This is a genomic window from Nostoc sp. (genome assembly GCF_036916735.1).
Lineage (GTDB): Bacteria > Cyanobacteriota > Cyanobacteriia > Cyanobacteriales > Nostocaceae > Nostoc.
Genome location: NZ_JBALFV010000050.1, coordinates 27,301 through 48,202, shown reverse-complemented (window position 1 = coordinate 48,202; position 20,902 = coordinate 27,301). Strand labels below are relative to the sequence as shown.

Genomic DNA, 20,902 nt, shown 5'->3' with positions numbered 1-20,902 from the left:
AAGGTTCCCCTCGTTGGTTGGTTGCGGCGGACAATGCAGCTATTTGCCAGGATACTCTCAGTGTTAATCTGATTTTCGGGTAACTCGGTAAGGCTATTTTGGATAAAGCTGACATCAGGTATGGTGATGATTCCACTGACAGCACCAGTGGCATTGATATCAACTCGGTTATTGCGATCAAGATCAAGTCTGCCAGGGTCAGTGTTACGAGGTGCAGGACGGTAGTTTTCGCCGAAGAAGGCTCTAGTGTCAAGGGTGATGTCTCCTCCTTTGCCATCACGAGCAAAAGCTAAAATATCGCTGTCATCGAAAGCGAGGATGGAGTCAGCTTTTAGATTAATGTTGCCGCCGCCTCCTGCGCCTTGGTTGACATTGGTAGTGATGTCACTGTCGCCAAATAGGCGAATCTTATCAGCTGTGATGGTGATACCTCCCCCAGAAGATTGCTCGGAGGAAGTTGCGATCGTGCCATTTCTGGCTGTTAAGTTTCCGGTGTTAATCGTTACGTTACCAGATGGAGCCGCACCATTTGACTCGGCAAGCAAACGTGCCTTATTGCTCAGGTCTAAAGATTCTGTGGCATCTACTGTGATGTTGCCGCCTACTCCGTTAGGATTAGTAGAGGAAGTGGAGGCCGATACCGTAGCGCCATCAGAAATAGTTAGTTGTTGTGTGTCAATTGTTAAGTTTCCGGCAGCACCATCACCTGTGGTTTCCACGGTAAGTAAACCTGCCCCGCTAATGGTTACTGCTTCTGGTGCTGTTACTATCAGGTTTCCTCCTTTACCACTACCAGAAGTGGATGCAGACACTCGTGATTGAGGTGCCAAGGTCAGGTTGAGGGTAGATTGATCCTGATAGGGTTTCAGGGTTAATCTTCCGGCTGGGGTTTGCCCTTCAGTTTCGGCAAAGACGCCTACAACTCCGGCTAAATGCATATTGGAGGCATTTAAAGTTATACTGCCATCCCCTTCTGTATTAGTGGCGCTAGCGGTAGCGGTGGCGGTGATGCGGGCGGTGTCGGAGAGGGTTAAGGTGGGGGTATTAATAATAATGTTTCCAGCTTTGCCTGCATTACGGGTTTCTACAGACAGAACCGGGGAAAAATTTTCCACACCAATGCCGAGATTAACGACGGTTGGGGCATTGATTTTAATGGTGCCACTATCACCACTGCCATCGGTAAAGGCAAAAACTTTCGCTTCCTTAGCAACAGTTAAGGTGGAGGCGTTTAGGGTAATATCTCCGGCGTTTCCAGTTCCTGTGGTTGAGGTGGAAAGTTTTGTTTGTTGTATATCTAAATTTCTGCTAGTCAATTCAATGTTACCAGCTTTTCCTGCGCCTGCGGTTTCTGTGGATAAGATTCCTTGTCCCTGAATCGTAAGGGCGTTGGGAGCCATAATTATTAAATTGCCTCCGGTTCCTACGTTAGAGGTAGAGGCAGAAATGGAAGTATCCTGTTCAACGTTAATGGTTAGGTTTTCTTTGTTAGGGTGGGATTTAAGGGTAATATTTCCGGCAGCACCAAGATTATTCGTAGTAGTGGCGATTTCGGCTCCGTTTTGTAGTGTTAATTCGGGGGTAGTTAGAGTAATCTTTCCGGCAGCGCCAAAGTTAGTGGTTCCGGCAAAAAGCGCACCGGGTTGAGGTGTGCCTTGGTAGGAATATAAACCTTGGAAGGTTATGCCTTGTCCGGCCTTGATATCGATATTTCCTGCATCTCCACTGTTGCTAGTATTACTAATAATTTGACTATTATTTAACGTGACTAAACCAGGACTGGTAATCAGGACATTCCCAGCGTTATCGATACCCTTGGTGTCACTTTCAATAGAACTGTCGTTGAATGTGAGATCGCCTAAACTGGTAACGGTAACATTGCCGGACTGTCCTTGACGACCAACATCCAATATTACGGTTCCCAAACTTGGTACTTTCACTTCCACCTGCTTGCTAGTAAGGATGCGGGTATTCGTCACGGATAGATTTCCAAACCCAGTAATCGCAGCATTTCCAGCTTCACTGAAAGAAGATAAAGTTAATATTTCTAAGTTCGTGATATTGTTTTGAGCTTCTAGGGTCACTTTTCCACCCCTTCCTGCTGTTCCTTCCTCAGAAAGGGAAAAAGAAGCCAGGAGTGAGTTAGGAGAATTTCCTATAATATCTCCACCTCTAGCAATGAGGGAAATCTCTCCCCCATTTGCGGCATTGCCAGATACAGAGGACGAGGAAGATTTCAAATCACCAGTGATATTAATGCCCTTGGTGGCGATAAGGTTAATATTGCCTCCATTTTTCGCATTGCTCTCCCAAGAGTACGAGTCAGAGTCCAAATTCCCAGTGTTAATGCTGCCGTTAGTAGCAACGAGGTTAATATTGCCCCCATCTTCCGCACTGCCAGATCTAGAGAACGAGTCAGAGTCCAAATTCCCAGTGTTAATGCTGCCGTTGCTGGTACTAAAACTAATATTGCCCCCATTTCCACTACTGCTAATACCAGAGAACGAGGAAGAGTCCAAATTGCCAGTGATATTGATGTCCTTAGTGGCGACAAGGCTAATATTACCTCCATATTTTCCCTTTTCATTGCCACCGCCGTAAGCGGAGAACGAGTCAGAGTACAAGCTGCCAGTGTTAATGCTGTCGTTGGTAGCGACAAGGCTAATATCGCCTCCATTCCCTGCATCGCCCAGCCTAGAGTACGTGGAAGAAGATAAATCACCAGTGTTAATGCTGCCGTTGCTGGCGACAAGGCTAATCGCGCCTCCATTTCCTGTAATACCAGATGAGAAGGAGTAAGAGTATAAATTCCCAGTGTTAATGCTGCCGTTGCTGGCAGTGATACTAATCGCGCCCCCACCTATACAGGGAGGATAATAAGAGAACGAGTAAGAGTCCAAATTCCCAGTGTTAATGCTGCCGTTGCTGGCAGTGATACTAATCGCACCCCCCTTTCCTAGACCTTTATAACCAGGTCGCCAGGAAGAGTCCAAATCCTTAATGTTAATGATGCCGTTGCTAGCATTCAGGGTAATCGCACCTCCATCACCAGAATTTGAAGAGGTTTTAACAGTACCGTCAAGTTTAATATCGTTGCTGGCACTGATGCTAATCGCGCCCCCATCTCCTAGACTTTCGTTCGGAAAGTCTAAGTCTGAGGTAGAGCCTGAAGTAGAGTCTGAGGTAGAGTTCAAATCGCCAGTGGTAATGCTACCGTTGCTGGCGACAAGGCTAATCGCGCCTCCATTGCCTATAATACCAGTACCAGATGAGAGCGAGGAAGAGTTCAATTTGCCAGTGTTAATACTACCGTTGCTGGCGACAAGGCTAATCGCGCCTCCATCGTCGCCAGAACTTGAAGAGGTTTTGACAGTACCATCGAGTGTAATACCGCCGCGAGAGTTTATAACAACTGAGGGATTTCCTGCTCCCCCATCCATAAAAATTGCTCCCCACCCTTCCTCTAAAGTCTGTGTAACTTGAATGTCGCCACTCAATGAAGAGTTGGGTTGATATTGATTTGTTAACAATAGTCTTCCCGCCAAAGGTTGTGAAGCGGCATTGGCAAATAAGATCGTGCCGATTTTGATATCTGCATTTGATTGGTTAGAAGTGGCATAGGCAGGCTGAATGAAATTGCCAGTACCAGTCACAGTCAGAATTTGTTCACCGATTACATCAGGATTGACTCCGGCGCGAATATCCAGAGTCGGTTCACTTTTACCATTGATAGAGACAGTAGTTCCATCAGCTAAATTTACTCTCTCTACTAAACCGTTTTCTGGATCTGCCCCTTGAATCCAAACATAGCCAGGAATCTCTACCTTACCCCCAGCCAAAATATGCAGGGAGGTTCCTTTGTAGGTGTTGATAAACACATCTCCTCTAGCTCGAAAAATTGGGTCATGGGGACTAGACAAATCCCCCAAACTCCCATCTAACTGTTCTATGCGAAAATTACCTCCACTCCAGTAGTGAGCATCGCCTTCCACAGTTTTAGAACTTCGCAACACCATATCCCCACCAGAAAACAAACCGCTTTCTGGATGACTTAATGCAAAAATATCTACCCCAAGATTCCCCTGAACCAGCAGATTTCTCCCAGCAGAGGCGATGAAAGGAATCGCACTATCGCGTACTTTCACCGTATCCTGCGCCAAAAGCGTCAAATCTCCCCCAGCTTGTAACTGTCCCTGCAAGTCCAGATTGCCAGCCGACAGAGTAAGATGTTTCCCTGTTGATAAATTCCCTTGATTAATAATTGCAGTCGGTTGATTGGCAACCTGACTAAAAAATAGCGCTCCCGGAGTGACAGACAGTAAACTGCTCGTTTGCGGTTGTGCTGCACTGAAATAGCCACTATCACCCAACTGTACGCGATCGGCTGTCGTCGCAACAAATGACCCCTTAATATCCAAACTGGCATTTGCACCAAATATAATCCCGTTCGGATTGAGCAAAAACAAATTCGCCCCACCCAAAACCCCTAACCTGCCCAAAATATTAGAGGGATTGCCGCCCGTGACGCGAGTTAAGATGTTCTCAATTCCAGTGGGATTGGCAAAATAAGCCCCCCTGCCTTCTCCTATGTTAAATTCTCGAAAACTGTGAAAGAGGTTAGCACCGCGAGTTGCGCCACCATCAATGCGATCGCTAAGAATTCCCTGTATATTGACATTGGGTTTAACCACAGAACTTTCAACACCCAGCGTATTGTCAGGCACGATTTGAGCCAAGACATTCTCGCTCAATCCTATTGAAAGTGCTGCCACTAAAGAAACCCAACCGCCAATTTTCCACTCCCAACCTCGACCAAACCAGCTTTTAACAATCACTGGTAAACTCCTGACTTACTTTGAAGTCCCACTGCATTGAGTAACTTTACTTAATTTATACAATAAATCTTCAACTAAAATTAGGCATTCACTTATTGTGCTAAATTAATGGTAAAATAAAGCAATACTGATTGCACAATTAGGCATATTGCTAAAATATGCAACTTCAGATCAAAATAGAGTTTAAGAAAAATTCACAAGTCAGAATTCAAGAGCAAAGCCGGAGACGTTTCCGTTGCTTTAATCAGAATTAATAAGTGGGGGATTCAGACTCCCCACTCATTAAAGACCACTAAATCTCCGATTTAGTGAGGGACTTAAAACCATTTATTCAAATGCGACGCTCGAATACTCGCTCTAAGCAAAGCTATGTCGTTGGCGAAGCCTCTCCAAGAGAAGGCTTTACGCTACGCTATCGCGGACTCGCTCTAAGCGTACCCCTGCTCTTAAGCAAGCGAGAGCAAAGCGTCTCTAAGAGTTGCTATGCCGTACCCCTGCTCTTAAGCAAGCGGGAGCAAAGCGTCTCGTTGGCACAGCATCTTTGATAGGAGAAGAGAAGGCTTTACGCTACCCTATCCGCCAGCGATGCACTGAGCATAGCCGAAGTTTCGCTTAACCTTCTTCTGAATTCTGGCTTACCTCGGCTTCGCTCGGTAACCACCTGACTCCTGAATTCTGTTTGTTAAAACTTCGGACAAAATCTTCCTTGTCATCTATGGTATCCTCCTATGCCAAGCCGATACCGCAAATTTCGTGTCCGTCGCTTTCTAATAGTTATCTTTCTTAGCAGCCTCACATTTTGTTTGTGGCTCAATCATCTTCCCTTCAATGCTTTGCAGACAAGATGGGGAGAGCTAGCAACGGCACAGCCTCCCAATCCAAGTCAACTCGTACAACAAGGAATTGAACAATATCGGACAGGAGATGTGCAAGAGGCGATCGCATCTTGGCAAATTGCCTTAAGTGCGTATCAAAACATCAATAACCAAGATAACGCAGCAATTGTTCGAGAAAAACTAGCCATAGCTTATCAGCAACTCGGTCAATTCGAGGAAGCAATCAATTATTGGAAAGAAGCGATCGCCAACTATCGCTCCTCAAGAGAATTTGTAAAGGTGGGATGGTTGCTTACCGAACTTGCCCAAACCAATAGCCGTTTGGGGAAAAATAGAGAAGCGATCGCACTTTTATGTGGTGCTTCTGAGACTGATGAGGATTGTCTTGAAACTGAAGGAAGTGCTTTGCAAATTGCCCGAAAATTTAGCGATCGCCAGGGAGAAGTCGCTGCCTTGGGAAGCTTGGGAGAAGCCTATCGCCTCAAGGGAAAGTATGATCAAGCTATTGAAACTGTAGAGTATAGCTTAAAAATTGCCAAGGAGAATAACCTCTCAGTTTATCGCTCCTCGTTGTTTAATAGTCTGGGTAATGCTTATTTTAGTAAAGCCCAACTCAATGAGCAACGTGTTGATTCGGCTAAGTTAAGAGGTGCAAAGGCTAAGGCTAGTAAATTCATAAAACAAGCTAATTTTGATTATCAAAAAGCTTTAGGTTATTTTAATAACAGTCTCGAATTGACTGGCAATCAAAACGATCTATCAAGTCAAATGCGGACAATTATTAATTTAATTAAACTTTATTATCACCCAAAATATTTAAACTTAGCTGATAATAATAATCAGGCAGAACAAGTATTGCAAAAAGCTTTAGCTCTATTTAAAAAGCTGCCCAATTCTTCAAATAAAGTCTATACAGCAATTGATTTAGCTGAACTCGAACAAGTTGTTCCTTCTAAAAATTCTATTTCCTTTCAAGCTCAATGTCTGCCGCGAAAACTAAAGGATTCACAAGTTGAAGAACTCCTGAAAAAAGCTGTTTTGATTGCTCAAAATATTAAAGATTCTCGCTCAGAATCATTTGCTTTAGGTAAACTGGGTCATCTTTACGAGTGCCGCAAGGACTACAATAAAGCCTTAAATTTTACCAAACAGGCACGCTTGGCAGCCGACCAAAAGCTGCGTGCTAAGGATAGTATTTATTTGTGGGAGTGGCAGGCAGGGCGAATTTTCAAGGCACAGGCGAAAGAATCTGAGGCAATTGCTGCTTACGAACGGGCGATCGCAACGTTAGAAGGTGAGGGAGGTATCCGAAATAATTTATTATTTGTTGAGCGAGACTTGCAATTTAGTTTTCGGGATACCATTAGTCCTCTCTACCGAGAGTTTGCTCGATTAAAACTAGAGCGTGCTGAATCATTACCTATCACAAGTCAAGAGTACCAAAAGGAACTGGATTCTGCACTCGACGCCATTGATTCTTTGAAACTAGCAGAATTGCAAAATTATTTTGGCAATGATTGTGTCTTTACGGTTTTTGATCAAGAACGAGTTGATGACTTAGAGAGAGAAGACACCGCCATTTTTAGTTCTATCATCCTAGAAGACCGCACAGCAATTGTGGTGAGTCTACCCAATCTAGAAAATAAAGAGAAGGTCAAACCAAATACTGAAAGAAGATTGAAGAAACTAGCATGGATAAATGATAGTAAAAATTTTCAAGAAGAAATCAAAAATTTCCGTCTAGAAATACAGAAATTTTATGACCATAATGATACTTTTTTAACACCAGCAAAAAATCTATATAAGACGATTATTCACCCTTTCGCTGACGATTTAGAACGAGCAAAAATTAAAACTATCGTTTTCATCCAAGATGGATTATTACGCGGTATACCAATGGCTGCACTCCATGATGGTCAGGAATTTTTAGTTGAAAAATATGCCATTGCTACAACTCCTGGTCTGCACTTGACATTCTCTAAACCTCAAAATTTTCAAGGTTTGTGGATGTTAGCTTTAGGGTTAACCGAAGCAGCTACTGTTGATGGTGAAAAATTTAAGCCTTTGGAAAATGTTGCTGATGAAGTAAATCAAGTCACGAAGCTATTTCCTGGTAGCAAGAAACTGTTCAATAAACAATTCACTGATGAAGGCTTAAAGCAAGAACTTAAACAAGCAAATTACCCGATTATTCACATTGCCACTCACGGACAGTTTGGCACTATTCCAGAAGATAGCTTTTTAGTTACAGGTAATAATATGAAGATTACAATTACTCAGCTAGAGAGTGACATCCGCCGCTTTAGTGGGGGTTCGGAGCCAATGGAGTTGCTTGTGCTGACAGCTTGTCAAACTGGTATAGGAGATGACCGTGCTACGTTGGGTATGGCTGGCATCACCGTACAAGCAGGTGTTAGAACTGCTTTGGCTTCACTTTGGTACGTTGACGATGATTTGACAAAAGAGCTAGTCGTTAACTTTTACGATAACTTGCGATCGCAAATGAGCAAAGCAGAAGCCTTGAAAGAAGCACAAAAGGCACTGATTAATCAGCACAAGAATATTCACCCCGCCCAATGGGCATCTTTTATCCTCATCGGTAACTGGCTTTAGGGCAGGGTAAGCATGGTTAACGTGCGTTGTCTGCAATTTTCTTCAAGTTTTCAATCCGTTTGTCGATCGCTTCCTGTTCTTTTGGTGGCAATTCTGATGTAGTTTTTGGTACTTCCCACTTAGCCAAATCTTTTAACAGAGTTGAACCCACTTCTCCCAGTTTCGATGCTTTAGCCAGTTTGAGTGCTTCATCTAGCGCGTTGTACCATAAACCTGCCTCAGCATAGATATTAGCTTTCTCAACACTATTTACTGCTCTGTTCAATTTATTTTGCAAATTTGCTGGCATTTTTACAACTTCAATACTTGCCTCATCTACTAAATCACCTGATGGATTATCTGGGTCACAATGAATTACAACCTGCAAGAAATATTCTTTTCCCGGTTGCAGCCCTAATTCCTTCTCCGAAAATGGGGATAACTTCATAATCCCCGGTGAACTCTGCAATGATATCTTGCGAACTTCTTTGGGTTTACCGCTTGGAAGCCACTCGTAAATCATGAATTTCATTGGCTTGGAAGCGGAGTCACCAGAGACAAACCAAGCGAACGTAGGATGTGGAGATATCGTGCGTCCAACATAATTGCTAGAGGCAATAATGGTTAGCGGTATATCCCCTCCAGAACATCCTCTGGTCGTTCCTCCATCCGATCTGCGGTCTTTGGGGACAGGTTTTTGATCGCCGGGTGTATAACTTGCAAGAACTGCCGAAGTCATAATCAGCACTAAACTCAGGGTAAAACTGATGACTAGTTTGATGTTAATGCGTTTATTTAGGAACCACTGAATTGAAATCATATAATCTTGGTTGAGCAAACATTAATTTAAGTAGAACGATGTGGAAAAACTAAACTATGTTAATAAAAATTAAATAGACTTAAACCCTCTTCCCTCCTGTCTGGTTGTTGAGCGCGATGCCCTGAGCTTGTCGAAGGGTAGTCGAAACACTGTTTCCTGCCTCATCCCAACGATAAATATTCACACCGACCTACTTAATTAATATATACAAATAAGAGTGCGTAAGAGGTATATACTGATTGACACATTAGGTTTATTAACGGGACTTAAACAAAAATTAAGCCCAAATGTAGCCCAAACTGGCTTTATAAGCCGCAAATACGTTACGGTTCAGGCTCAACCAATCAAAAAATCGAAAAGACATAGCTGTTCTAAAAGCCTCTAAAGCTTCAGTAAAAGTGTTCAAAGGTTTCGAGGCCCACCTTCGTCTCAAATTCTGGGTCTTTATTCCCTTCGGGCAAAGAATTAGCGTGTTGATATAACTCTATATCTAATGGTAAGCTTTTTCGTCCATCATATAAATGAGTTGTTACCACTACTATTCCGTTATCTGTCTTACCAATTTCTCCTATATATTGCCTTCCCACTCCTTGTGTAAAATTACCACTTTTTCTATGACCTGAATCATCGATTATTAAGCTAAATCCTCTACTAATTCTCGTCTGACTACACTTGTTCATTATTTCTAACCGACGTTGATTGATCTTGAAATCAGACCAAGGCGCTTCGGTTAAAAAGTGGTGCAATTGGTGGTAATTTACCCCGATAGCGTTCTCTGCTATCTGAAAGAGGTTCTTTCTCTCACTTTCACCCAATAATCCCCCCAAATAATGCCTAAATTCTCTTTTTTGGGCTTTATGAGTGAACAGCTCATCAAACCGCTTACACCATTTTTCAAAGCAGGGTGGCATGGCTGTGGGGGTTGTCTCTTTCATTTGGAAGTTACTTTGACGTGAAAGCTATGCTAACAAAGCATTATACCCTGTTTTTATTTTCTTTTTTGTTTAAGTCCCGCTAATCATTGTTGTCACCAGTGCCGCAGATATAAGCGAACAAGCAGAGACTAAAAAAGTATTATTATAGAAGCCCTTTTTATAGAGTTTCACATTAAATTGGTATTACGTTCTATGCATGCAAAAATCCAGCTTTTTCTGGTAATAGGCCAAGTTAACTCACACAAAGTTCCTTTCTCTTTAAGAGAGTTTCGCTGAAACTTTCCTCTTAATTTTCTCGCTATATTTAGACACTGCTTCGTTCCTTGCCCTTGATAATCCGAGTTAATACCAGTCCCATTATCTTTAATGCTTAAGGTGTACCAGCCTTCTTTTTGTTTGCCAGTAGCATAAAGACGGGTTACTCCTTTGGCATGTTTCCCGACATTGCATAGTGCTTCTTCCAGAAATTGGCAGAGTTCTCGCTTTTGCTCAATGCTCAAGTATTTCTCCTCAATCGGAGCAAACGAATAGGCTTTAACTTTGAGCGTTTTAAAGCAGGGAAAGTTTCGCTGGAGTGTATGGCTGTAGATTTCATATAAAAGGTAGCGAATTGGCAGTTTTAAGTTTAAGATTAGACCACTGCCGAGATGAAAACTTTCCTTTCGGTTTAGGGTTTCTAGTTTCAGATATTCGCCAACTTCTCGAATTTCGTAGTTCAGATTTTGCAGGTATTCGAGCAATTGATTTTGTTCTAAATCTTGGTCTTGGACATGCCTCAAAATTTTGGCTAGTGTTTGCAAGGGGCCATTATGGATTACAACAAATGTCTCCTCAATAGTGTGTTGGCGGATTTCAATCTGAGACCTCAAAAATCGGTCGTGTTGATACAAAGTACTCAAGATTGCACCATTAATGACCAAAACGAGTAGTGCTGGTGCTACTGGAATCCACCATTTACTGAGGATAAAGGTATAAGCAATTCCAACTAAACCAAGGCTGGCAAGAGCTACATACACAAAGTTTTTCGATGGAGATTTAGTCAGCTGACCGAGATAAATACCTAAAACGCCCCAACAGATAATCCAAAGATATTCCCAACCCTGTGACCAGGTTTCCAAAATGGGTTGTTTGTCAAGAACTGCACTGACAATTTGGCTAACCACATGGGCATGAAATTCTACACCATAAATTTTTCCAGGTGGTTGCAAATTAGCGATCGCATCGGTATTGATAAAGTCTTTAATACTAGGAGCAGTTATCCCAATCAGAACGATGCGTCCAGCGAAGGCATCGCGCAGCAGATTGGGATTACCCTTCCCGTTTTCGCTATCGTTAATATCTTTAAGCGATATTTTGCGAAATCTTTCTCGACCGTTGCGATAATTAAGAAGTAGCTGAACTCCAAAATCATCAGTTTGTACGTAGCCTCCAGAATTAGGGAAAAGACGAGGAAGTTCAATAGAACCAAACCGCATTGCATTGCGATCGCGAATACCATTGCTCAGTTCAATGCCTTGAACCTTGAGATACGTTTGTGCCAGCTGTAAAGGTAGGGAAAATGCATATTTTTTATTTTTTTCAGGTCTCTTTGCTTCGAGTAAAGCACGCCTGACTTTGCCGTCATCATCGGAAAGAACATCTATAAAACCGATTTGTTCTGAGGGTAAGTCAGGGGGTGGCTTAATGGCAACGGGTATGACTTTTTCAACCCCAATCAGATTTTTGATGTCTTTAAAGGCTGCAACTAGTTCGGCATGACCGGGTTCAACGGGTATATCTCTAACAATATCAAGACCAATCACTCTGGGTTGGTACTTCTGCAACTTTCTCAGCAGTTTGGCAATCTCGCGATCGGGTATAGGGTAATTTTTGATATGTTGGATATCCCCTTCATTTATTCCAACAATCACAATTCGTTCATCAATAGGTTCGGAAGGATGCAGACGGAGAAAGGAGTCAAGAGTTACCCATTCTATAAATTGCAGTGACCCATTCAGACGAAGGAAGATAACCAGTCCCAAAACAGCAATTCCTGGTAGTGTTGCTACAGACCAGATGGTAATTCCTTGTTTAATTTTGTTCCAAATACTTGGTAACAACAGTTTTTTCCTTAACAAATTTGGTCAATCAATAAACCCCTCTTCTCTAGCTCGTTTCTCTGTTTGAATGCGGAGACTTTTACCATCTTCCGGGTAAACACCTAAAACGTCTTGAACTTTAGCCCAGTAGTGGCGTACCGTTCTCGGTGCTACTTGCATCCGTTCGGCAATAACTTTATCTTCCAATCCTTCTTCAAAGGCTAGATTAAGTACCTCAAGCCACTCTAGCTTGACTTCTTTTGATGGCATTTTCAGGTCTTTAGTATGTGTGACTCCTTTGAGTGCCAAGTCAATCCGGTTCAACATCTCTTGGCTAGAAAGTCCTTTGTCCGCTACAGTGAACCCTCCTTCATGAGCATCAATTTCCTGTTTAATCCGCACCAATGCTTTGACATAACTGCTTTGCACAACCAGATTGAGGGTAAGATAATTTTTCATTAACGTTTCCAAGCTTTTAATGCCTCGATTGATTTCGGCAGTGTCACCGGAGGTTTCTGGCAGGGAAAGATCCATAATAACTAAGTTGGGCCCAAATGCTTCGACCTGCTGGAGAGCGTTCTCAGTTGTTTTGGCGGTGAGGATTTTGGCTTGTGGGTAGTACCGTTTCAGCAAGTTGATCGTTCCACTTAGGATTAGTTCGTGGTCGTCCACCACAAGTATTTTGAGTATCTCTTGTTCTGGTAAATCTTGACTCATTATTGAAACCTCGAAGTTGACAACTTTATTGCATCTTCATGGCATCGGGTCGTGATAGAGGAAAAGAGAAGAGGGAAGGGAAAAAGGCTTAAATAACTTGAATAACTAAAATCTTGCACTAAGTTTCCTAAGTATAAGGGATTTAACCCCTCTCCTTAGTTTACAGCTTTTTAAACAATCCTATAATCACTGACCTCTTAGCATGAGGTCATGTGCTTTATTGAAAGCGACGGGAAACTCCATCCCCGGACGTTCGTCCCGCTACCCACTCCGTGGGTGAAAAAGGATAGTCGCCCCGTCGCTTAGGGCATAGAGCATTGTTACACTTCTTCCCCATGCCTAAAAACTCAGAGTTACTTCCAGAGTCAGCGATCGCTGTGCCTACTTCCACAAAAAAGCATAAACCAATCACTATGTAGGTCGGCGTAAATAATTATCGTTGGAATAAGGCAGAGGGCAGGCTTGCCGTGACTTGTACTGAGCTTGTCCTCTTGGTAGTCGTAAAGCCTGCGGCACACCTACGCTTAAGGCGCAGCCTCTGGTAGAGTTGGGCGTAGTCGAAGTAGCGTAGCCGAACGGGGGCAGGGGGAAAAAGAGTTTGAGCCTTGTTTACTTTTCTTCACACAATTTGGTTTTATTGTACCGACTTACTTACTCTGTGATAATATTTGCTCTTTTCAAGAAACGCTATAAAGATAACTAATTGGACAACTTTTTTATAATTCTTAGATGGGCTAGGGAAGTTTATTATTAATATTTTGCCACCCGTGCAAAATCGGCATAGTAAACAATCCCCACGCCAAACCCGTTATTAACCCAAAAGGCATAACCAGATAGTTATTAAAACTCCACAAACCAAAAATCTGTGCTGCTAATTCCAAAGGATAAGCCATCATCAGCACACTAGCTAGCGCAACACCACTCCAGTCATACTGACTCAACCAGTAAAAACTTTTACCACCAGTTACTCCATATAACAGACGAGTAATCAGCAAACCTATGACAGTGCCGTAGCAGCGCATACACACAGCCATAATAAAGGGTGATGCCAAATATAACCCCATATTTGGTTGCGGACATACATGATTGCCCATGAAATAAATGATGTCCGCAATCCCAGGAAGCAAAGACACTCCAGACGCAGCCAAAAAGGGAGCGATAGGCGGGCCAAAAACCATCCCTACCAACAAGAAATCAGCTATAAAACTGACCCAATTAATCTGCAACTCTTCACTAAAAGCTACTCTTGTCATCTTTCTTTCTTCGCGCCCTTTGCATCTTTGCGGTACCTTGCAAGAAGCCGTTTCACGTGTACGTTTTCTTAACCTACCTTATTAATATAAGGACTTGTCAACTTATCCAACTGCTGAATCAACAGACTTAAGAATAATCCCACATCTGTCACCACACCCACCGATTCTACAGAACCGCGATCGCTTAACTTAGTTACCACAGCTGGATTAATATCTACACACACCATTTTAACCCCTGCCGGAGTCATATTTCCCACACCAATCGAGTGCAGCATCGATGACAGCATCAAAATCATCTCCGCACCTTCAAGGTGTTTGGCATATTCCTCTTGTGCTTTAATCAAATCCATTTGGGTATCAGGCAAAGGCCCGTCATCCCGAATAGAACCCGCAAGCACAAAAGGCACATTATTGTGGACACATTCATACATCACGCCACTTTTAATTGCTCCCTCCTCCACAGCTTTGGGAATGCTGCCATAACGGCGGATACTATTAATTACCTTGAGGTGATGGCGGTGTCCACCATGCACGGCGACACCCCGCTTCATGTCTACACCCAAGGAAGTGCCCATGATATTTTGCTCGATGTCGTGAACTGCGATCGCATTACCACCTAGCAGTGCTTGCACGTATCCTTCCCGAACCAGTTGCGCTAGATGTTCACCACCACCAGTGTGAATCACTACTGGGCCAGCCGTGACAACTACCTTACCACCAGCATCGCGGATTTTCCGCAATTCCCAAGCCACTTGCTCAACAACCAATTCCACGCGCCGTTCGCTGGAAACCCCCGCCGACATAAAGCTGAATTCTTGGGTGCTGCGTAGTTCCCGCGATTCAGTTTTGCGGATGGTGCGGATACCTAGTACGTCTACAATCACCTGTTCGCCAACTTTTAAATCGCGTAGTATTTTACACCGAGCGACAAAGCCATTGGCTGTTTGGGTAATTGCGATCGCGCCATCCATCCGTTGATTTTCCACCTTCACCCACTGGCCATTAAGTCGGACTTCGGTGGGATAAATTGTACTAACGTAGAAATCATCAGGTGCAACGCCATCTTGAATTACCGGCTCAAGTTTAGCATCTCGCTCATCATGGGGTAAATCTACAGCACCCAACTCAATCAACCGGGAGATGATTTCTTCCATCACCTCATGGGATGGTGCTGATACTCTCACCTCGGCGGCTGAAGTACTTTGCCGTTGTTCTCCTAAGTTGAAATTCAGGACTTTGAAACTTCCGCCAGCATCTATAATCAAATCTAAAGCGCGGTTAATTAAGCCTGCGTCGAGCAAGTGTCCCTCCATGCGAATGACACGGCTTTCTACCGAGACATTGGCATGAAGTTCATCTCTAACTGGTTCTGTTACCCGCAAAGTTAAGCATTTAGCCGCACCGCCAGCTTTGAGAAATTCGGTAAGTGGCGTTTCCAGCACTTGGAAACCTACATCTGCAAGGCGGGTTTTTAAAGCATCACTCGCCTTGTTCATGATGACGATGCTATCTACATTCACCGCATTACAAGCGAAGTTGACTGCATCAGCCTCTTCAAGTGCGATTCGCTTTTCAGGTGCAACTCGCATTTCGATTAAGCGGTTGGAGTAAGAATCAAAAGCGCCTGGATAATATAGCAAATAGCCATTTGCTAAGGGGCAAAAACAGGTATCTAAGTGATAAAAACGTTCGTCTATCAGTCGCAGGGATAGTACCTCAATATCCAGCCATTTTGCTAAATAAGGGTGAGAATCTAATTCCGAGCGGAAACCGTATCCCGCCCATAACCAGCGTCCTTCTCGATCCAGTAGTGCATCCCCTGCTCCCTCAAAGGGCAAATCTTTGGGAAGTTCATTGACTGTATAACCATTTGCCTCAAACCATTGTTTGAAGAAAGGCTCCTCCCCCTGACGTTCTTTGTGTAAAAAGCGACTGAGAACAACAATATTCCCTAGTACCAAGCCAGCATTGGCAGTAAAAACCAAATCTGGCCAACCTTTTTCAGGCGGTACTAAGTCTACAATGGCGTGTTCTTTAAGGATATGGTGTAGTCCCTGCCACTGTTCCACGGCGCGATCACGCGATGACTTGTGAATATTCCCTTCCATCCAAGGATTAATCACATAGTCCACATCGTAGTGGTCAGGAGGGCACATCAAAAAGCGAATACGGGAAGTCATAAAAATCTTACAAGCGTTTTATATGCTAGCTTATTTGGGATACAGATTTTCGATTTACTGGCATTCTGTAAAATCTGCTACTTGAGCTTCTATCTTTTGATAGTTGAAGGCTTTATAAAGGCTTCGTTCTTAATTCTATTACTGGAAGATGGTAATAACTAGAGAAGGTGGCAAAAGTCATTAGTCATTAGTCATTTGTCATTTGTCAAGAGTTAGAAATTCTTCCTTCCCTTGCTTTCGTTCGGCTACGCTACTTCGACTACGCCCAACTTTTGGAGAGGCTGCGCTGTAAGCGTAGCTATGCCGCAAGCTTTACGACTACGCCCCTCGGCTACTTCGACTTCTATACGAGACGCTACGCGTAGCTTGCTTCCCTATAGGGGTACGCTCAGTACAAGTCCGCTCGGGCTGAACTCAGGACAAGCTCAGGATAAGCGGTAGTTAAATCTCGACTTTGCTCGATTGCCGCGTAGTCGAAACTCAGCAACGCCGTCACAGCAAGCCTGCCCCTTGTCATAATCTTCAGGTTGGTTTCAATTTTACACAAAGTTCTCTAAATGAGAATCGTTATCACAAAATTCCCCTGAGCTAAGGAACTTTTAGTTAAAAAACATCCCATTGTAGGGGCGCTATTGCTCCTAAGTTAAAAATTAATATCAATGAGCCTAATAAGTGGCACAATTAGAGCCAAAATATACTTTAAGTCAATACTAATTTAAGTATATACTTATACTGCTGCCGCTTATGTCATCGCCCCTTGAGCGCCCGCTAAAATTTGAAATCAGACTGCCATCTTCCCATCCTCAGTTATTAGAAGGATTAGATATATGGCTGCGCTTAGGTTTGATATCCGATACCCAAGTTAGGCAGCTATGCCGAGAATTCCTGGTGTGTACGGTGGTGTTGCAAGCCCAGCCTGAAGCTGAAACAAAAGTAGCTTTTGTAACTTCCGAACCCGTGCAGCATCTGCCTATAGCAGCTTTACAATCTAGTAGCGGTAGACAACCGCAGCAAAAACCAGCTAAACCCAACTTCATCAGCACAATGTTGCAGTCCTTGGGGGCAGAACTGAGTGTGCGGTGGCTGCTTTTTCTCGGGGTATTCTTGGTAGTGGTGTCCTCTGGGGTACTGGCTGCGAGTCAGTGGGAGAGGTTTCCGGCTTCTGGACAGTATGGAGTTTTATTTGCTTATACTTTGACTTTCTGGGGATTAAGCTTTTGGGCGACTAGGCAAAACAACCTTAGATTGACAGCTCAAACTTTGCTGATTGTCACCCTTTTGTTAGTCCCAGTAAACTTTTGGGCAATGGATAGCTTTCGATTGTGGCAAAATCCTTTAGATTGGATTGTAGTTGCGATCGCCTGTCCTTCTCTCACTGCTATAACTATTTTACTCTTCAAAAATCGCAGTATTTTTCCTAATTTAGTCACCGATAAATTACCTTTAATAAATATTCTGGGGTTGAGTTATCTGCATTGGGGTTGGCAATTAAGAGGATTTCCCTTGATTGCCGTTTATGTTGCAATGATTGGCACAACTATCATTACCGTTTATCACAATTACCAACAGCCTAATTTTATCAGTGAGGAAGATCGGTGCGATCGCCGCCAAGCGAGTATTAGTTTACTTGCCACTGTAATTATTTATGCTTTGATAATACTGTTAGTGCGGGCGATTTTTATTGTCCGGGTAGATGTCACGCAGCTGGGGTTAGCTATTGGCATTTGCGGGTGGTTGGTAACTTGGTTAGCACAGCAGGGGAGGGCAAAGGGGACAGGGGAAGAAAATATTTCCTCATCTCCCTCATCTCTATTACTCTGGGAAAGACTTGGCGGCATTCTACTCTTCTTGGGTTGGCTGGTTTCGGTACTAAATTATCCTTGGCAAGCAATAGCCGTCAGTGGTTTGGGTTTGTGGTTTGTAGGAAGTCGCTTGCGGCAGTACAGTTTAAAGGTAGACTTTGCAGCAGTTTTCGCCATTGGATTACAGACGATTTGGTTAGGTTGGCGACTAGTACCTGATGACTTAGAGAAATTAGCGATCGCAATCGGTACTCAACTTACCAATTCTCAAAATGAACCTTGGGCGTTGCTGAGTGTAGCTTTATTTCCATACATAATTTTAATGGTGGCGCTCACAGATAGGCTGCATCGCACCGAAAAGCGAGAATTGGCTAAATTTGGCGAACTGCTCACCCTGTTATTTGGAGCTTTTTTAACAACGATCGCGATTGTAAATCCCGCATTGCGATCGCTAAATCTGCTATCTTCTACCATTACTCTTGCATTTGTCACTCAACGCCGATCCCCTTCATCTCTTCCCCTGATATATCTAACTCATATCATGGGAGTGCTGACTTTTTGCTTTACCATTAATTGGTTATTACCAACCCTGAGTCAACAAATCTGGGCAAGTATTTTATTAACTCTGATGCTTGCAGAATGGGGATTTAGCCTAACCGAAGGACTCTGGCCACATAGTGCTTGGGATATCGGTTTAGGACTAGCGGCCGCTAGTTTTTTTCTATTGTGGATGAATGCAGAATCATCTTGGTATGGCGTAGCTGATAGACAAGCTCATTGGGGAGTCTTATGGCTAGTTACACCTATAGCTCTCACAGGTGCTGCTAATATCACAATTAGAGAGCGTCGCCTTACTAGCCGTTACTTGAGTGTATTGGCTGTAATAGTTGCCCAACTACTTACTTTACAGCTATCAGAAACCAGATTAATCGGTTTGGCCGTGGGTACGGGATTGATGTTTGCAAATACGCACTATTTGCGAAACCAAATATCTGCGGTAATTACAGAAGGATTTATTCTGAGTTTCATTGTGGCACTTCTATGGGTAGGCATACCTGGCTTACCTCGCCTCACACTAGGAGGTTGGTTTGTTGTCGGAGCGATCGCAATCCTCAGTCTATGGTTAGCGCAGACAATTTTGAGCCGACATGGTAACGAATTAGGAATTATATATGCAGTCGCCAGTGATAAATGGGCGATCGCCTTGTGTGGCTTTGAGTTGTTTGGTTTGACGGTACACTCAATACTGATTTACTCAGGGTTTATTAATTCAGGATTCTTGTATTTAACTGCCACTGGGATCACCTTGACAGCCATTGTTTATCGCAGTTGGCAACAACCAACAAATTGGGCATTTTATGGCATCGGTTGGTCTTTAGAGTTGTTGACTGCCCAAGCGCTGGGATTTGGGGAACGATCAACTGTTAGGATAGCGATCGCAAATATTGCTTTAGGTTTAATTGCTCAACTTGTCGGCGAGTGGTGGCGACGACGACATCAATTAGAAAGGCTTCCTAGCAGTTTTCACATTTTGCCATTAATTTATGGTGTATTCAGTGTATTACTGCGTGTGAACACCTTCACCGAATGGACAGGTTTGTATTCCTTGGGTGTAGCTTTAATTGTCATTGGCGTGGGGCGACGGCGCGAAGACTTTAAACCCCTGCTGTACTTAGGAATAATTGGTGTATCAATTTCTGCTTATGAACTTTTGTTCTATCAAATGTTACAAGCTTCAGGAGGAGCATTAGGTGATGCATTGATTGCCATGTCTGCCCTTGGCGCAAGTATTATGTATGCTTACTGCATCCTGTCACCTTGGCTTGTCAGCTACTTACGCCTGACTCCCCAAGAACTAAGAGGAATTGCCCATATTCATTGGGCTTGGAGTAGCTGTTTATTAATGGCTGCGATTCCTCTTCCCATTGCAGTTAACCGTTTAGTGGGATTGGGAACGGGAGTATTTTTAATTCGTTATGCCATCTTTCAGGGACGAAATTCGCGCACTTCCCTCAGCATTTTCAAAGGAATCACAATAGCCGAAATATGGGTTTACCTTGGTTTATTAGAGGTAGCCGGGATGAGAGTTTATTGGCGCGAGACAGCAGTGGGAAAATTTTGGGCTGGGCCATTATTTCCTTGGAACGGTGCGATCGCCTGTGTGGTAGCCTATTTCCTGTACATTCTGCCTTGGGAAAGTTGGGGTTGGTCTAAAAGACCTTGGCAGCAAGCCGCCTACATTATACCACTGATAATTTTATGGGAAACTAGACTGCAAACTTACCCCATTACCTTGCTACTTGCAGCTGGATTTTACATCTTTCTCGCCAAGGTGGGTGACAACATCCGTTTTACTTATGTGAGTGTGGCGTTGATTGATTGGGCACTTTACCGTTGGTTTGATTCCTTACGCTTGACTGATGCTTTGTGGTATGTAACACCAATTGGGTTATCACTGCTTTATATTGCTCAAGTAGATACCCAACTGAAGCTACCAGAGTATAAAGCCGCTCGCCATATTCTGAGAGTGCTAGGTAGTGGTTTAATTTGTGGGTGGGCAATTTTATTTCATCAAAATCCAGCCTGGATACCTGGAATTTTTAGCCTCATCGCCATTTTTGCTGGACTAGCTTTGCGAGTCAGGGCTTTTCTCTACATTGGTACAGGGACTTTTTTAATGACTACAATCTATCAATCAGTCATTTTTAGCTTACAGTACTCTTTTTTAAAATGGGTTGTTGGCTTGCTAATTGGCATCCTCCTGATTTATATCGCCGCCAACTTTGAAACCCGTCGCACTCAAATAACTTCCTTAATTCGTAGCGCCATTGATGAATTTCAATCATGGGAATAG

The 20,902-nt window shown here is 43.4% G+C and carries 10 protein-coding genes and 1 pseudogene; 3 read left to right on the top strand and 8 right to left on the bottom strand.

Annotated elements, in window-relative coordinates:
* On the bottom strand, positions 1 to 4,835 hold a 4,835-nt coding region (locus tag V7L20_RS12090; RefSeq protein ID WP_334744310.1), incomplete at its 3' end, for a two-partner secretion domain-containing protein.
* Between the two features lie 335 nt (positions 4,836 to 5,170).
* Between V7L20_RS12090 and V7L20_RS12085 the strand changes: the two genes are divergently transcribed.
* The gene (locus V7L20_RS12085; protein ID WP_334744309.1) at positions 5,171 to 5,380 is read left to right on the top strand and encodes a hypothetical protein; all 210 of its coding nucleotides are present in this window, start codon (positions 5,171 to 5,173) and stop codon (positions 5,378 to 5,380) included.
* A gap of 183 nt (positions 5,381 to 5,563) precedes the next feature.
* Positions 5,564 to 8,284 (top strand): CHAT domain-containing protein, encoded by a 2,721-nt coding sequence (locus tag V7L20_RS12080; protein WP_334744308.1) that lies wholly within the window; start codon positions 5,564 to 5,566, stop codon positions 8,282 to 8,284.
* Between the two features lie 16 nt (positions 8,285 to 8,300).
* Here V7L20_RS12080 and V7L20_RS12075 read toward each other — a convergent pair whose 3' ends face one another.
* The 7 genes and pseudogenes from V7L20_RS12075 to argZ all read right to left on the bottom strand — a co-directional run bounded on the left by V7L20_RS12075 (position 8,301) and on the right by argZ (position 16,246).
* The gene (locus V7L20_RS12075; RefSeq protein ID WP_334744307.1) at positions 8,301 to 9,083 is read right to left on the bottom strand and encodes a DUF928 domain-containing protein; all 783 of its coding nucleotides are present in this window, start codon (positions 9,081 to 9,083) and stop codon (positions 8,301 to 8,303) included.
* Positions 9,084 to 9,505: 422 nt separating this feature from the next.
* A pseudogene (locus V7L20_RS12070) lies at positions 9,506 to 10,018 on the bottom strand (IS701 family transposase); the annotation flags it as partial.
* A gap of 167 nt (positions 10,019 to 10,185) precedes the next feature.
* Positions 10,186 to 12,117, bottom strand: coding sequence for a sensor histidine kinase (locus V7L20_RS12065; RefSeq protein ID WP_334744306.1), 1,932 nt, complete (start codon positions 12,115 to 12,117; stop codon positions 10,186 to 10,188).
* 24 nt (positions 12,118 to 12,141) lie between these two features.
* Positions 12,142 to 12,813, bottom strand: a complete 672-nt coding sequence (locus V7L20_RS12060; RefSeq protein WP_334744305.1) for a response regulator transcription factor — start codon at positions 12,811 to 12,813, stop codon at positions 12,142 to 12,144.
* Between the two features lie 217 nt (positions 12,814 to 13,030).
* Entirely contained in the window at positions 13,031 to 13,204 is a 174-nt protein-coding gene (locus tag V7L20_RS12055; RefSeq protein WP_334744304.1) for a hypothetical protein, read from the bottom strand.
* 343 nt (positions 13,205 to 13,547) lie between these two features.
* Entirely contained in the window at positions 13,548 to 14,066 is a 519-nt protein-coding gene (locus tag V7L20_RS12050) for a DUF2085 domain-containing protein (RefSeq protein ID WP_334744303.1), read from the bottom strand.
* A 68-nt stretch (positions 14,067 to 14,134) separates the two neighbouring features.
* Complete coding sequence (gene argZ / locus V7L20_RS12045; RefSeq protein ID WP_334744302.1) at positions 14,135 to 16,246, bottom strand: bifunctional arginine dihydrolase/ornithine cyclodeaminase; 2,112 nt, start codon at positions 16,244 to 16,246, stop codon at positions 14,135 to 14,137.
* Positions 16,247 to 16,990: 744 nt separating this feature from the next.
* Between argZ and V7L20_RS12040 the strand changes: the two genes are divergently transcribed.
* Entirely contained in the window at positions 16,991 to 20,902 is a 3,912-nt protein-coding gene (locus V7L20_RS12040; protein ID WP_334744301.1) for a DUF2157 domain-containing protein, read from the top strand.